Consider the following 14,103-nt stretch of genomic DNA (forward strand, 5'->3'; position numbering starts at 1 on the left):
CTTGTTCGACCGCACAAATCTTCAGGTTCTGGCTAACCATGCCCGCGCGGCGGCCGAGAACATGGCCCACACGCTGCACCGCACCGCGCACTCCGCCTTCGTCAAGGAGACGCAGGATTTTACGGTGATGCTGATGGATCGCTCGGGAGCGACCTTCGCCGTCCCGATGGAACTCGGCGCCACCTGGTATCCGGGGCTTTCTTATCACCGTGCGATCGCCATGGTGAACGACTATCGGCCGGGAGACGTCGCCTTCACCAACGATCCCTATTCCGGCCACGTCGCCACGCATGCACCCGACACGCATTTGTGGAAGCCGGTCTTCGTCGACGGCGAGATCGTCGCCTGGACGGGAGGGCACATCCACAACACCGACATGGGCGGGGCTGTGGCGGCTTCGCTCAGCCGCGCGCTCACCGAAATCCATCAGGAAGGCGTCCGCTTTCCGCCGATGAAGCTGGTGAGGGAAGGCGTCTTCGACCAGACGATCCTCAGGATCATGAGCACCAATGTGCGCAAGCCGGACCTCAACATCGGCGACATCAAGGCGCTGGTCGGCGCGCTCAACACCGGCGAGCGCAAGATCCAGGCGATGGTGAAGAAGTTCGGCAAGGCCGGCTTCGTCGAAGGCGTTGCCGCTCTTCTCGACCATGCCGAAGCACAGGCGCGGGACGTGCTGCGCGCCATGCCCGACGGCACCTGGCAATTCGCCGACTATGCCGATGAGGATTCGGTCGAGGCCAATCCCTGCCGGCTGAAGCTGACGCTGACGATCAAAGGCGATGAGGCCGTGCTCGACTTCACCGGCTCCGATCCGCAGCTCGGCTCCTCGCTCAACGTGCCTTCGGGCGGCGACCCGCGCCACACGATGCTTTTGGTCGGGGTGTATTACGTGCTCTACACGCTCAACCCGAAAATCCTGCTCAACACGGGCCTCACCCGGCCGTTCACCTGCATCACGCCGCAAGGTTCGGTGCTGAACCCCGTCCATCCCGCCGCCGTCGGCATGCGCTCGCTCACCTGCGCCCGGCTGCGCTCGGTCATCTTCGGGGCCTTCTCGCAAGTGCTGCCGGAGCGCTTGCCGGCGGCGCCGGCCGGCAACAACTGCATCGTCAACGTCATGACCATCGATGAGCGCACCAGCCGGAGCGTCATCGCGGCGGTCAACCCCGTGGTGGGCGGCGGCGGCGCGATGCCGCGTCGCGATGGCACCAATGGATCGGGCGCCGATGCCGCGTATCTCAAGAACACGCCGATCGAGATCACCGAGACCGAGACGCCGGTCGAATTCGTGAAATATGGGCTCGCCCAGGACAGCGGCGGTGCGGGCCGCTGGCGCGGCGGGCTGGCGACCGAGATGGCTTTTCGTGTCTTTGCCCCCGACTCCCGGATTACGGCGCGCAATCGCGACCGCAGCTTCTTCCGTCCCTGGGGCGTGCTGGGCGGCAAGGCGGCCGGCTTGTCGGACATGGTCGTCAATCCGGGCACCGACCGCGAGCGGCGGCTGGGCAACGTCGACACGGCGGTGCTGCAGCCGGGCGACGTGCTCGAGATCCGCTCCGCCGGCGGCGGCGGACGCGGCGACCCGTTTCAGCGCGAGCCCTGGCGGGTCGCTGAGGATGTGCGGCGCGGCTATCTCTCGCCGGCCGCAGCCGAAAGCGACTACGGGGTCGTTATCCGCGGCGGCGAAGTCGACGAGCACGCGACGGAGCGGCTGCGCGCGAGGCACAAGCCGTCCGGGGGCCATTTCCATTTCGGGCCGGAGCGCGACAGCTACGAAGCGCAGTGGACGCCGGCCGCCTATGACCGGCTCCACGCTCTGCTGGACGCCTTGCCGATCCACTGGCGGTTCTTCGCCAAGACGGAGATTTTTCGCCGCATGAAAGGTCGCTCCGGGCCGGAGGGCGTCCAAGCGGCCTTCGAGGCGGTCTGCGAACGCTTTCCCGAACTGCCTCGTCAGGGGCCGGTACGAGAGGCGGCGGAATGATGACCGCCGGCCGCATTGTCCGGCTGGCCGAGCGCGATCGCGAGGAGGTGCAATTCCTTCTCGACGGTGAGATGCGCAACGCGCTGGACGGCGACACCGTGCTGACGGCAATGCTGGCTTCAGGACATGCGCTGCGGAGTTCCGAGTTCGGTCCCGAGCCGCGCGCGGGGTTCTGTCTGATGGGAGCCTGCCAGGACTGCTGGGTGTGGCAAGACGAGGGACCCCGCCTGCGTGCGTGCACAACTCTTGTCGTCGAAGGCATGCGGCTGCGAACGACGCCCCCTGAGAACTGGCCGTGAGCGAGCCGTCATCGCCGCGCATCGTGATCGTAGGTGCGGGCCCCGCCGGCATAAGGGCCGCGGCGACACTGGTCGAGGCCGGGCTCCATCCGGTGGTGATCGATGAAGGGCACCGCGCGGGTGGGCAGATCTATCGCCGCCCGCCCGCCGGGTTCGTCCGAACTCCGCAGCAGCTGTACGGCTCTGAGGCGGACAAGGCGCTCGCACTGCATTTGCTCTTCGACCGGATGGCCGATGAAGGGCGGCTCACTTATTGCGCGCGCAGCTCCGTCATCGCCGTGCATGAGGGGCGGCTGCATGTGCTGGGGGAGGGCGGCGCGGAGGTCGTCTTCTACGACCGCCTGATCCTCGCCACCGGCGCTTCAGACCGCGTCGCCCCGATCCCTGGCTGGCAGAACGCCGGCGTCTTCAGCCTTGGCGCGGCGCAGATCGCGCTCAAGGCGCAGGGCGTCGCGCTCGGACGGCGCATCGTGCTGATCGGGTCGGGCCCTTTGCTGACGCTGGTCGGCACGCAACTCCTCAAGGCCGGAGCGGATGTGGCGGCGGTGCTCGACACCTCCTCCTGGCGCCAGCAGATGCGCGGGTTCTGGGGACTTGCCGCCCGACCAATCGTGGCGTTGCCTGGGCTAACCCTGCGGGCGCGGCTTGGTCGCCGCTACCACGCTGGCGTGACGCCTGAGCGAATCGATGCCGACGGACAGGGTGTCACCGGGATGCGCTGGCGCGACGCCGGCGGCCGGGAGCGCGTCACCCCCTGCGACATGATCGGGATCGGCTGGCACCTGCGGGCGGAGACGCATCTGACTGACCTTGCGGGCTGCGCCTTCACCTATGACGAGCTGTGGCGGCAATGGCTGCCGAAGGCCGACGAGATGGGGCGAGCCCGCAATGGCATCTACCTGGCCGGTGATGGGGCCCGTCTCCTAGGGGCGGACGGCGCGGAGATCGCAGGACGCGTTGCTGCGGCGGCGTGCCTTGCCGACCTTGGACGCCCGGTGCCCTCCGTCGGCGCCGACCTGCGCAGGCTCGCACGGCTCGAGCGCTTTGCCCGTGGTCTGGCCCAGGCCTTTCCTTGGCCGGGCGCGATGGTGAGGGCGCTTCCCGACGATACGATCGTCTGCCGCTGCGAGAACGTCACTGCCGGGGCCGTGCGCGAGGGCACGACTCTCGGCGGCGGCGAGGCCAACAGGGTGAAATCGCTCTCGCGCGTCGGCATGGGGCGCTGCCAGGGGCGCTATTGCCAGTTGGCAGCCGTCGAACTCGTCGCAGCGCAAGCCGGCTGTAGGCCAGAGGATGTCGGCCGGTTTCGCGGGCAGGCCCCCGTCCGGCCGGCCCCGAGCGGCGCCTTTCTTCGAGAAGGCTGATGCAGTTCCGGAGGGTTCACCTGCCAAGCAATGTCGGAATGTCGAGTTTGAAACTAGAAGTCGGCGACCTTGCCCCACGCCGAGGCATCGAAGCGCCGCGGATCGTAGGATTTCGGATCGACGATCGGCTCCAACCCGGTGACAAGATCAGCGACGAGGTGCCCGGCACCGGGTCCGATGCCGAAGCCGTGACCCGAAAATCCGGCAGCCAGGAAAAAGCCTGGAACGGCGTGGATCTCGCCGATGGCGGGCACGCCGTCCGGCGTGCTGTCGATGTAGCCCGCCCAGGCCGCGCTGATCTTCGTCTGCCGCAGCGCAGGCAGCAGCTCGAGCGCGCGGGCGTGGGTCAGGCGGATGGTCGCCTGATCCGGCACCGGATCGAGGATGCGCATCCGCTCCATCGGCGTCGGTCGGTCGAGCCGCCAGCGTTGAAGCGTTTCGTGGCGTGAGCGCACCCCCTGCAACCCGCCGGGCGCGAGGCTGCGCCAGCGCTTCAGGAACATGGGGACGAACTGCGAAGCGAAGCGCAGCTGCTGCGGCGTCACGTCGACGCGTCCGCGGCCGCTTATGGCGAGCGTGTAGCCGCCGTCACCGCGCCGCGTCGCCGAGATCTTTGCCGTGTGCAGCGCATCCGGCAGGCCCTCCGTCCCGGGCGAGACCGACAGGATGGAGGAGCGGATCGAGGCCTGCGGGAAGCGGAAGCCGAACTGACGGCAAAAGGAGGACGCCCAGGCGCCACCGGCCAAAACCGCCGCTTTCGTGCGGATCGTACCGTTTTCCGTGACGACGCCGCACAGGCGACCGCCCTCGGTCTCGATACCGCGCGCGGCGCAATTCTGATGCACCGTGCCGCCAAGCTGGAGGATGGCGCGGGCGACCGCTGGCGCGGCTTGCGACGGATCGGCGGTGCCGTCGGTCGGCGAGAAGACGCCGCCTTTCCAGGTCCGGCCCGTGGCGCGGCCCCGCTCGCTGGCCTCGGCGCTGTCGAGCATGTGCGTGGTGACGCCCGCCGTTCTGGCGAAGTCACGCCAGCGCGTCCAGCCGGCCAGTTCCGCCTCGTCATTGCTGAGATAGAGCAGGCCGCAGCGGCGAAAGCCGGTGTCCTGGCCGCTTTCGGCCGCAAAGCGCTCCCAGAGATCGAGGCTGCGCGTCGCCATCGGCAGCTCGCGGGCGTCGCGGTTCTGCTGGCGGCACCATCCCCAGTTCCTGCTGGATTGCTCGGCGCCGATGCGTCCTTTTTCGACAAGCGCGACCTTCAAGCCGCGCCTAGCCAGGTAGTAGGCCGCGAAGACGCCGACAATGCCGCCGCCGAGCACCACCGCATCCGCGGATTGCGGCAGTTCACCGGATGTCTCGATCTGTTGCAGCGGCGCGCGCATGGTCCTCTCTCTGCTTCGAGGCTCGAATCTAGCGCGTTGCGCAGGCAGCCGCTGCCGCAGTTATGCTTCAGGCAGAATTTTATTCCGTAGCGCGCAATGAAATCGAGAGTCCCTGCGTGGCAGAGCAGGCCCATCGGATGGACAGGCCTTCGGGCTGTGGTAGTGTCACGGCTAGAGAAGTGGCGGCATTTTGTGCTGTGGCTCGTTCTTCGGAGATGGACGTGAAACTGGATCGGATCGACATCAAGATTCTGCATGAATTGCAGAAGAACGGCCGCATCACCAATGTGGAATTGGCCGAACTGGTGCACCTGTCGCCGAGCCCGTGCCTGATGCGGGTCAAGAAGCTCCAGTCGGAAGGTTATATCGAAGGCTATTCCGCGCAGGTCAACATCGGCAAGCTCGGCCAGACACTGACCGTGTTCACCGAAATCACCTTGAAGAACCATCGCCAGGTGGACTTTGCCCGCTTTCTCGCCGTCGTCGAGAAGATCGATCAGGTCATCGAATGCCACCTCGTGTCGGGCGGTTACGACTATCTGATGAAATTCGTGACCGCCGGCATTGGCGAGTACCAGACGATCATGGAGCGGCTGACCGATATGGATATCGGCATCGACAAGTATTTCAGCTTCGTGGTGCTGAAGTCGCCGATCGTCAAATCGCACATGCCGCTGCCCAGCCTGTTTCCGATGTAGTCAGCGGGTAGCTGTGCCGGGCGCTGCAGTCTGTCCGCTGCGGTCCGGGCTACAGGACGCCGGGCTGCAATAGTGGGTGCAACGCTTTCAACTCGGCTTGCATCTCGGCGATCATCCAGGCGCGGATATCGGAGACGATCGGCCGCACCGGCCGTGAGCGAGGTGCAATCAATTCATGGATCCGTCCGGTGTTGATCTGCCTGTCCGAGGCCGGAACGAGCGTTGCCTGAAGCGGTGCCCTTGAGACATTGCTGAGCCAGCCGAGCGCCACGCCTTCTCCGTTCATCGCGGCCTGAAGCACGACCGCGTAGTCCGAGAATTCGAGCCATTTCGCCCTGCTGGTCTTGCGGTGGGCTACGCTGCCCCAGGCGTCCAGCCACTGCTCCTTGGCGTCGGTGAGATGAAGCAGGATATGACCTTCGCCGTCCGAGTCATGGTTCAAGCGGCCGTGGTGCGACAGATAGGATGGGCTGCACACCGGAACGATGATTTCCGGCGAGAACGCCCAGCGGTGATAGTGCGTGTCGTCGTCGGCCAGGATTCTGGTGGCAAGGTCGACATTCTCGGCAGGTCCTCGCAGGACGCCGGCGATGAGTTCGAACCTCAGGTCCACGTCGGGAAATCGCGTGTTGAACGCTCCTAACCTCGGAACGAACCAGTGCGTAGCGAGAGAGCTCGAGAGCGAAAGGGTAACCACCGGCTTTGCGGCACTGTTCCGCTTGATCGTGCCGATCGCCTCCTCGATGCCGTCAAATCCTTGCCGTACAGCCGAATAGAGGGCGCGCCCCTCCGGGGTCGGGGACAATCCCGTCGGACCGCGCGTGAACAGAGCCACGCCGAGATCGGCCTCCAGCTGAGCGATGCTGCGGCTGATCGACGGTTGCGTGACGTTGAACTCGCGCGCTGCGGCCGTGAAACTTCCTGAACGGAGAGCGGCCTCGAAAACGAGGAGTCCGCGTGCGGACGGGACGAGTTTAGCGAAACCGGCCATACGCCAAGCGTATAGCCGCTCCAACAATTTTCAAGCTTTCTGCAGTCCTGCAAATCGCGAACTATAACCCTCATGAATGGTTCGGAGCAGCATGTGCCGGCAGCGGCATTCCAAGCGGGGAGCACATCCGGCGATCCACTGCTTCAGCCGTTTCGGCTCAAGGGTCTGACGCTGCGCAACCGCGTCGTCAGCACCAGCCATGCCTCGATGCTGGACGAGGGCGGCCTGCCGCTCGAGCGCTATCAGCGCTATCATGAAGAGAAAGCGCGCGGCGGCCTGGCGATGACCATGGTCGGCGGCTCGGCGATGACGTCGCCCGATTCGAGCTGGGGCGGCGGTCAGCTGGATCTTTCCAGCGATCGCATCATCCCTCATCTCCAATCGCTGTCGCAGCGAATTCATCGCCACGGCGCGACGGTCATGTGTCAGGTCTCGCATCTCGGCCGGCGCGCTACTGCCTATGCCGGTCACTGGCTGCCGCCGGTTGCGCCGTCACGCGTCCGCGAGACGCGAAACCGGAATTTCCCCAAGGAAATGGACGCTGCGGACATCGACAGGATCGTCAAGGACTACGCCAGTGCCGCCAGGCGCTGCGTTGACGGCGGCCTGGACGGCGTCGAGACCGTCACCGGCGGCCATCTGATTGGCCAATTCCTGTCGCGCAGAACCAACAGGCGCACGGACGCTTTCGGCGGCTCGCTGGAAAACCGCGCGCGCTTCGGGCTGATGGTTCACGAAGCGATCCGCCGCGCGGTGGGCGACGACTTCGCCGTCGGGATCCGCTTCGTGATCGACGAGGCGGTCGACGACGGATCGGATTTCGAGGAATGCCTTGCCTTCGCCCGGCTGTTCGAGCGCGAAGGCCATGTCGATTTCTTCAACTGCATCTTCGGCCGCATGGACACCGACTTGTCGCTGGCCGAGCAGAATATGCCCGGCATGTTTATCAGGAGCGCGCCGTTTCTGCCGTTGGTTGGGCAGTTCAAGCGGGAAACCAGGCTGCCGGTCATCCATGCCGCCGCCATCAGGGACGTAGCCACGGCGCGGCACGCGATCCGCGCAAATCTTGTCGATCTGGTCGGCATGACGCGGGCGCATATTGCCGACCCGCATATCGTCAACAAGGTGATGCGGGGCGAAGAAGACCGCATCCGCCCGTGCGTCGGCGCGTCCTACTGCCTGTACAAGAAGGTCCATTGCATTCACAACCCCGCCAGCGGCCATGAAACGACCGTCAGCCACATCATTGACCGGACCGAAACGCCGAAACGGGTGGTCGTCGTCGGCGGCGGTCCGGGCGGGATGGAGGCGGCCCGGGTCGCCGCCGAGCGCGGGCACAGCGTGACCTTGTTCGAAGCCGGGGCCCGGCTCGGCGGGCAGGTGCTCGTTGCGGCCTCGGCTTCCGACCGCAAGGATCTGTTCGGTATAGTCGACTGGCGCATCGACGAACTCGCGCGCCTCGGCGTGGACGTCCGTCTCAACACCTATGCGGACGCAGATGGAGTGCTTGCCGAGAAACCGGATGCCGTTATCGTCGCCACAGGCGGCATCCCGGACATGGAGTGGCTGGAGGGCGCCGAACATTGCGACAGCGTCTGGGATATCTTGACCGGGGTCGTGCCCGCGAAGGCCGATGTGCTCATCTACGATGAGACTGGGCGCCAGGCCGCCATATCCTGTGCCCTGCATCTTGCCCGCCTGGGACATGCGGTCAGCGTGGCCATGGCGGACGATACCCTGGCGATCGAGACACCCTATCCGGACCGGGTCAGTTTCCGCAAACTCGCGTCCGAACTCGGCATCCGGCTCGTCGGCGATCTGCGGCTCATCAAGGCAGCGCGCCACGGCAACGGCATCGCCGCCCGGTTCCGGCATGAGCTCACCGGTGCAGAAACGGAAATGACCGCGGCCCAACTCATTGTCGAGCGCGGCACGGCACCTGTGGAAGATACCTACCAGGAATTGCGTGCCCGCTCCGCCAATAAGGGCGTCACCGACATCGCGCTCATGACGGGAGTGGCGACAAAGGGGGTGCAAGGGCTCCAAGCTCCAGGATCCTTCGTCCTGCACCGCATTGGAGACGCGGTCGCCAGCAGGGACATCTACTCGTCAATCTATGAGGCCTACCGGCTCTGCTCGCAACTGTAGTCCGGCGAATCCCCTACGGTCAGTTTGGTCAGCGGTGGCCGTACTGGCTGACCAGCTCGGGGTCGCGGACGAGGCCGTCGAGCCAGGTCGGATCGAGCTTCGGCACGGAGGAGAACAGAAGTTTGGAATAGGGGTGCGTGGGCGACTTGACCTTGTCGGGCGTGATCTGCTCCACCCGCTCACCATTGTACATGACCATGATCTCGTCGCAGATGGCCTCGACGACGGAGAGGTCGTGGCTGATGAAGATATAGGAGAGCCCCAGCTCGCGCTGCAGCTCCTTGAGCAGCTCGATCACGGCGGACGCTACAACCGTGTCGAGCGCTGAGGTGATTTCGTCGCAGATGATGAGCTTCGGACCGGCCGCCAGCGCGCGCGCGAAGTTCACGCGCTGCTTCTGGCCGCCCGAGAGCTCCGAGGGATGACGGTAGCGCAGCGACCTCGGCAGGCGCACCATGTCGAGCAACTCGTCGACACGCTTCGAGCGCGCCTGCCTGTCGAGCCCGTGATAGAAGGCCAGCGGTCGCGAAATTATGTCCTCAATGGGTTTGGCGGGATTGAGCGCGGTATCGGCATACTGGAACACGATCTGCATCTCGCGCAGCTGGTCGCGAGTGCGTTTCCGGGCGGCGCGTTCCAGTGCCTTGCCGTCGAAGACGATATCGCCGGTCGCCGCCGGATGAATGCCCGCGATGGCGCGCGCCAGCGTCGATTTTCCGCAACCGGACTCGCCGATGACACCGAGATTGCGGCCCTTCTCCACGACCAGGCTGACGGAATCGACCGCGCGGATAACCGGCTGCCCGTCACCTTTCACCGGGCCGTATCCGGCTATCAGATTGTCGATGCGAAGCAGCGGCTTTGGTCCGGAATCTTCATCGGCGCGTATCTGCCTCGACTTCGGCTCGAAAGCGGCCAGCAATTCCCGTGTATAGGGATGCTGGGCAGCCGAAAGGATTCCGGCCGTCGTGCCGGTCTCCTGCACCTCGCCGCCCTTCAGCACCACGATGCGATCTGCGATCTGGGCGACGACCGCGAGGTCGTGGGAAACGTAGACACCCGCTATGCCGCCCGCCTTCATCACCGACTTGAATGCTTTGAGCACGTCGATCTGGGTCGTCACGTCGAGTGCGGTCGTCGGTTCGTCGAAGATGACCAGTTTGGGATCGCCGATCAGCGCCATGGCGGCCGCCAGCCGCTGCAGTTGCCCGCCTGAAACCTGGTGCGGATAACGGGCGCCGATCCCGTCCGGATCAGGCAGCGACAAGGCCCGGAACAGCTCGACCGCGCGCTTTCGCGCCTGCTCGGGTGGCATCAGGCCGTGAATGCGCGTGACTTCGATCACCTGCTCCATGATGGTCGACGAGGGGTTGAAGGCGGCGGCGGCGCTTTGCGGAACATAGGCGATGTCGGTGCCGCGCAACCTGGCGCGTTCCCGCTCGGTAAGCGCAGCCATGTTCTTGCCGTTGACATTGATCTCGCCGCCAGTAATCCGGCAGCCGGGCCGCGCATAGCCCATGAGGGAGAGCGCCACCGTCGTCTTGCCGGAGCCGCTCTCGCCGATCAGGGCGACGATCTCGCCATCGGCGATGTCGAGGCTGACGCCCTTGATGATTTCGACCAGACGTCCGGCGTCGGTCTTTGCCTCGATCCTAAGGTTCCTGACCTCGACGAGATTGGTCATGCGTCCCGGTCCCTGATCTTCTGCGGCAGGTTGTCGATTAAGAGGTTGACGCTGATGGTCAGGCTGGCGATCGCCAGAGACGGCACGATGACGGCCGGGGCTGCGAAGGGCAGGCCACCGATGTTCTCGCGCACCAGCGCGCCCCAGTCGGCCAAAGGCGGCTGCAGGCCGAGCCCGAGGAAGGACAGGCCGGAGAGCAACAGCACGATGAAGACGAAGCGCAGGCCGAAATCGGCAAGCACCGGCCGGATGATGTTCGGCAGGATCTCGGAGCCGATGAGATAGATAGTGCTCTCGCCGCGGACGCGGGCGACGGTGATGAAATCCATGGTGTTGATGTTGACGGCAAGCGCCCGCGCGAAGCGGTAGGCGCCCGGGATGTAGATGACGGCGAGCGTCAGGATCAGCACCGGGATCGATGAGCCGACCGCGGCGACGACAACAAGGCCGAACAGCTTGCTGGGGATGGAGTTCATGGCGTCGAGGAAGCGGCTGAGGCAGGTATCGAACCAGCCGCCGGTGACGGCCGCGATCATCCCCAGAACGACCCCCGAAAAGCAGGCGATCGAGACGGCGGCAAGCGATATGCCGACGGTGTAGCGTGCGCCCATGAGAACCCTGGAAAGCATGTCGCGGCCCAGATAGTCCGAGCCGAGCCACAGCCCCTGGCGCATCGGGCCGAAATAGTCGTCGTCGACGATATCGCCGATCGGATGGGGAATGATGTAGGGCGCGAAGATCGCGACCAGCGTCCACGCCAGAATGACCAGCGAGGCCACGACGCCCACGAGGTTGTAGCTGTGGCCCAGGAAGGACCGTCGGGAGGATGCCGCGCGCGCCACTGTCATCTGAGCCTCGGGTTGGACATGATGGCGACGATGTCGGCGGCCGTGATGAGCAGGAGATAGCCGAGGCAGAAGATCATCGCGCAGCTCTGGATCAGCGGGAGGTCGCGGGTCGCGACCGCATCGACCATCAGCTTGGCGATGCCGGGATAATTGAAGATCGTCTCGACGATGATGACGCCGCCGACCAGATAGGACAACGAGAGCGCGACCGCGTTGACGATCGGCCCAAGCGCGTTCGGAAGGGCGTGCTTGAGCACCATGCGGCTGCGCGAGGCGCCTTTGAGAAGCGCCATCTCGACATAAGGCGTTGAGAGCGTTTCGATCACCGCGGCGCGCGTCATGCGGATCATTTGGGCCGAGATGACGAAGGTGAGGGTGATCACCGGCATCGAATAGATGCGCGCGAGGTCGGCAAGCGAGTGCGCCTCGTTGACCGAAGACAACGCCGGCAGCCATTTCAGATAAACGGCAAAGAGCAAGACGGCGAGGGTCGCGACCATGAATTCCGGCACCGAGATCACGCCGATCGAAAGCACGGTGACGGTGCGGTCATAGACGGAGCCTCGTAGCATCGCGGCGGTGATGCCGAGCGTCAGCGCCAGCGGCACCGAGATCAGCGTGGTGATGCCGGCGAGCTTCATGGTGTTGACGAAGCGCCCGCCGATCAGGGCCGCGACCGGCATTTCGTTTGCGTAGGAGATACCGAGATCGCCGTGGAGCAGACCGACAAGCCAACGCAGGAAGCGCAGGATCGCCGGATCGTTGAGATGCATGGCCTCGCGCAGGCCGGCGACCGCCTCGGGCGTCGCCGCCTGGCCAAGCAGGATCGACGCCGTGTCGCCCGGCAGCATGCTGGTGGCGAAGAACACGGCGAACAGGACGATCAGAAGGGTGACGATCGCGATCGCCAGCCGCTTCAGCACGAGGTTTAGAACCCCAGACTTCATGGAAGCTCCCTGCGGTTGCGTTCGGCCAAACAATCTTGCGCAATGCAGTGCAGGGGACCGGCTGACCGGTCCCCTACAGGCGCCTCTTAGGCTTCGAGCCAGAGGTATTCCGCCATTGCGTACCCCATCATGCCACCGAGCGGGTTCGCCTCCAAACCCTTCACCTTGCTGGAAAGGGCATCGACATTGGAGATGTAGGCCGGGATGATGGTGCCTGCTTCCTCGGAGATCATGGTCTGCATCTGCCCGTAGATCTCCTTGCGCTTGGCCTGGTCGAGCAGGCCGCGCGCCTCGACGAGCAGCTTGTCGAACTTCTCGGACTTGTACTGGCTTTCGTTCCAGGGCGCGTTGGAGGCGTAAAGCAGCGAGAACAGGATGTCCGGCGTCGGGCGCGGATTGATGTTGCCGAAATGGACAGGCGCCTTGAGCCAGTAATTGTCCCAGTAGCCGTCGGACGGGACCCGCTGAACGTCGAGCTTCATGCCGATTTCCGCGCCGGCGGCCTGGATGATGACCGCCATGTCGATCGACGAGGTCGCGGCGTCCGAGGCGACCACCGGAATGGACTGGCCGAGCAGGCCCGCCTTCTTGAAGTGGAACTTCGCCTTGTCCGGATCGAAAGCCTTCGGCTTGAGGTCCGCATTGTGGAAGATGTTCGCCGGCGAGACGGGCTGGTCGTTGCCGATTTCGCCGAGGCCGCGCAATGCCGATTTCACGATCTGCTCGCGGTTGACGAGGTATTTCATGCCGGTCACGAAATCGGCCTTGCTGCCCGGATCCATGTCGAGCCGGATGTTGAGGTCCGTATAGTTGCCCGAGGTCGTCTTCGACAGTTCGAAGCCCTGCTGGCTCTGCAGCAGCTTCATTGCGCGCGGATTGATCGCGGCAGCAAAATTGATATCGCCGGAAAGCAAGGCGTTGACCCGGGCGCTGTCGTCGCTGATGGCGATGAATTCGAAGGAGTCGAGATAGGGCTTGCCCGACTTCCAGTAGTTCTTGTTCTTGGTGACGACCGAACGGACGCCCGGTTCGAACGTCTGCAGCACGAAGGCGCCTGTGCCGTTGCCCTTGGAGAAGTCGGTGGTGCCGTCGGCCACGATCATGAAGTGGTGCAGCGCCAGGATGGTAGGAAGGTCGGCATTCGGATCGGCCAGGGTGATTTCGACCGTCGATTTGTCGACCGCCTTGAAGCCGGTCATCTGTGCGGCGATCTTGGCGACCTTGGAGCCGACCGACTTGTCGAGATGGCGCTTGAGCGAGAAGACGACGTCGTCAGCCGTCAGGTCCTTGCCGTCGTGGAAGGTGACGCCCTTGCGCAGCTTCACCGTCCAGGTCTTTGCGTCTTTGCTGTCGATGCTTTCGGCCAGTTCCATCTGCGTCTTGCCATCCTTGTCGAGGAAGGTCAGACGGTTATAGAGCGAGCAACACCGGACATAGTCGGTGGAGAGCGATGCCTTTGCCGGATCGAGCGTGTCGGCCGTCGATGACGACCAGCCGGCCGCCTTGAAGTTTCCGCCGGAGACCGGCGTGGCGGCGACGGCCTGCGTGGCACGGCCAAGCACAACGCCGCCCGCGGCAACCGCGGCGCCGCCCGCCAGCAGCATCTTGAGGAGTTCGCGGCGGCTCGCGCCTCGCCGGATGGCGTTTTCGACCATCGCATCGTCTGCTCCGGTCCAGTTGGTGATCTTGTCGGTCATGTCATTCCCCTTTCGTTGGTTGGTCAGGACGCGCGTCTTGCTGCGGCTTTTCCGGGCTTGG

The 14,103-nt window shown here is 64.9% G+C and carries 11 protein-coding genes; 5 read left to right on the plus strand and 6 right to left on the minus strand.

The features are described from left to right. The first annotated feature begins 1 nt into the window (after position 1). The 3 genes from CK218_RS04140 to CK218_RS04150 are packed head-to-tail and all read left to right on the plus strand — an operon-like array spanning position 2 to position 3,650. Entirely contained in the window at positions 2–1,987 is a 1,986-nt protein-coding gene (locus tag CK218_RS04140) for a hydantoinase B/oxoprolinase family protein (protein WP_095826955.1), read from the plus strand. Then, positions 1,984–2,286 carry a (2Fe-2S)-binding protein gene (locus CK218_RS04145; protein WP_095781878.1) on the plus strand — a complete coding sequence of 101 codons (303 nt, stop codon included), beginning with the start codon at positions 1,984–1,986 and terminating at the stop codon, positions 2,284–2,286. The genes CK218_RS04140 and CK218_RS04145 overlap by 4 nt, the downstream gene beginning before the upstream one ends. Next, on the plus strand, positions 2,283–3,650 hold the full coding sequence (locus CK218_RS04150; protein ID WP_095781877.1) for an FAD/NAD(P)-binding oxidoreductase: 1,368 nt from the start codon (positions 2,283–2,285) through the stop codon (positions 3,648–3,650). The genes CK218_RS04145 and CK218_RS04150 overlap by 4 nt, the downstream gene beginning before the upstream one ends. 53 nt (positions 3,651–3,703) lie before the next feature. Here CK218_RS04150 and CK218_RS04155 read toward each other — a convergent pair whose 3' ends face one another. After that, positions 3,704–5,029, minus strand: a complete 1,326-nt coding sequence (locus CK218_RS04155) for an FAD-binding oxidoreductase (RefSeq protein WP_095826956.1) — start codon at positions 5,027–5,029, stop codon at positions 3,704–3,706. Between the two features lie 221 nt (positions 5,030–5,250). Here CK218_RS04155 and CK218_RS04160 point away from each other — a divergent pair, with 221 nt between their 5' ends. After that, on the plus strand, positions 5,251–5,727 hold the full coding sequence (locus tag CK218_RS04160) for an Lrp/AsnC family transcriptional regulator (RefSeq protein ID WP_066989429.1): 477 nt from the start codon (positions 5,251–5,253) through the stop codon (positions 5,725–5,727). A gap of 49 nt (positions 5,728–5,776) precedes the next feature. Here CK218_RS04160 and CK218_RS04165 read toward each other — a convergent pair whose 3' ends face one another. Further along, the gene (locus tag CK218_RS04165) at positions 5,777–6,718 is read right to left on the minus strand and encodes a LysR family transcriptional regulator (protein ID WP_095826957.1); all 942 of its coding nucleotides are present in this window, start codon (positions 6,716–6,718) and stop codon (positions 5,777–5,779) included. Between the two features lie 72 nt (positions 6,719–6,790). On the opposite strand from CK218_RS04165, the gene CK218_RS04170 reads away from it, so the two are divergent. After that, complete coding sequence (locus CK218_RS04170; protein ID WP_095826958.1) at positions 6,791–8,866, plus strand: NADH:flavin oxidoreductase; 2,076 nt, start codon at positions 6,791–6,793, stop codon at positions 8,864–8,866. A gap of 28 nt (positions 8,867–8,894) precedes the next feature. Here CK218_RS04170 and CK218_RS04175 read toward each other — a convergent pair whose 3' ends face one another. From CK218_RS04175 to CK218_RS04190, 4 genes are all read right to left on the minus strand, one after another. Then, positions 8,895–10,550 (minus strand): ABC transporter ATP-binding protein, encoded by a 1,656-nt coding sequence (locus CK218_RS04175; protein ID WP_095826959.1) that lies wholly within the window; start codon positions 10,548–10,550, stop codon positions 8,895–8,897. After that, positions 10,547–11,398, minus strand: coding sequence for an ABC transporter permease (locus tag CK218_RS04180; RefSeq protein ID WP_095781874.1), 852 nt, complete (start codon positions 11,396–11,398; stop codon positions 10,547–10,549). Before CK218_RS04180 ends, CK218_RS04175 begins: the two co-directional genes overlap by 4 nt. Next, the gene (locus CK218_RS04185) at positions 11,395–12,345 is read right to left on the minus strand and encodes an ABC transporter permease (protein ID WP_095826960.1); all 951 of its coding nucleotides are present in this window, start codon (positions 12,343–12,345) and stop codon (positions 11,395–11,397) included. Before CK218_RS04185 ends, CK218_RS04180 begins: the two co-directional genes overlap by 4 nt. A gap of 86 nt (positions 12,346–12,431) precedes the next feature. Beyond that, on the minus strand, positions 12,432–14,042 hold the full coding sequence (locus tag CK218_RS04190) for an ABC transporter substrate-binding protein (RefSeq protein WP_095776349.1): 1,611 nt from the start codon (positions 14,040–14,042) through the stop codon (positions 12,432–12,434). Positions 14,043–14,103: the final 61 nt, after the last annotated feature.

Origin of the sequence: Mesorhizobium sp. WSM3879, assembly GCF_002294915.1 — a bacterium.
Classification (GTDB): domain Bacteria; phylum Pseudomonadota; class Alphaproteobacteria; order Rhizobiales; family Rhizobiaceae; genus Mesorhizobium.

Bases quoted from the DNA above. Each gene is read 5' to 3' on its own strand.
- CK218_RS04145 (WP_095781878.1), top strand. From the start codon at position 1,984: ATGATGACCGCCGGCCGCATTGTCCGGCTGGCCGAGCGCGATCGCGAG.
- CK218_RS04155 (WP_095826956.1), bottom strand. From the start codon at position 5,029: ATGCGCGCGCCGCTGCAACAGATCGAGACATCCGGTGAACTGCCGCAA.
- CK218_RS04165 (WP_095826957.1), bottom strand. From the start codon at position 6,718: ATGGCCGGTTTCGCTAAACTCGTCCCGTCCGCACGCGGACTCCTCGTT.
- CK218_RS04170 (WP_095826958.1), top strand. From the start codon at position 6,791: ATGAATGGTTCGGAGCAGCATGTGCCGGCAGCGGCATTCCAAGCGGGG.
- CK218_RS04175 (WP_095826959.1), bottom strand. From the start codon at position 10,550: ATGACCAATCTCGTCGAGGTCAGGAACCTTAGGATCGAGGCAAAGACC.
- CK218_RS04180 (WP_095781874.1), bottom strand. From the start codon at position 11,398: ATGACAGTGGCGCGCGCGGCATCCTCCCGACGGTCCTTCCTGGGCCAC.
- CK218_RS04185 (WP_095826960.1), bottom strand. From the start codon at position 12,345: ATGAAGTCTGGGGTTCTAAACCTCGTGCTGAAGCGGCTGGCGATCGCG.
- CK218_RS04190 (WP_095776349.1), bottom strand. From the start codon at position 14,042: ATGACCGACAAGATCACCAACTGGACCGGAGCAGACGATGCGATGGTC.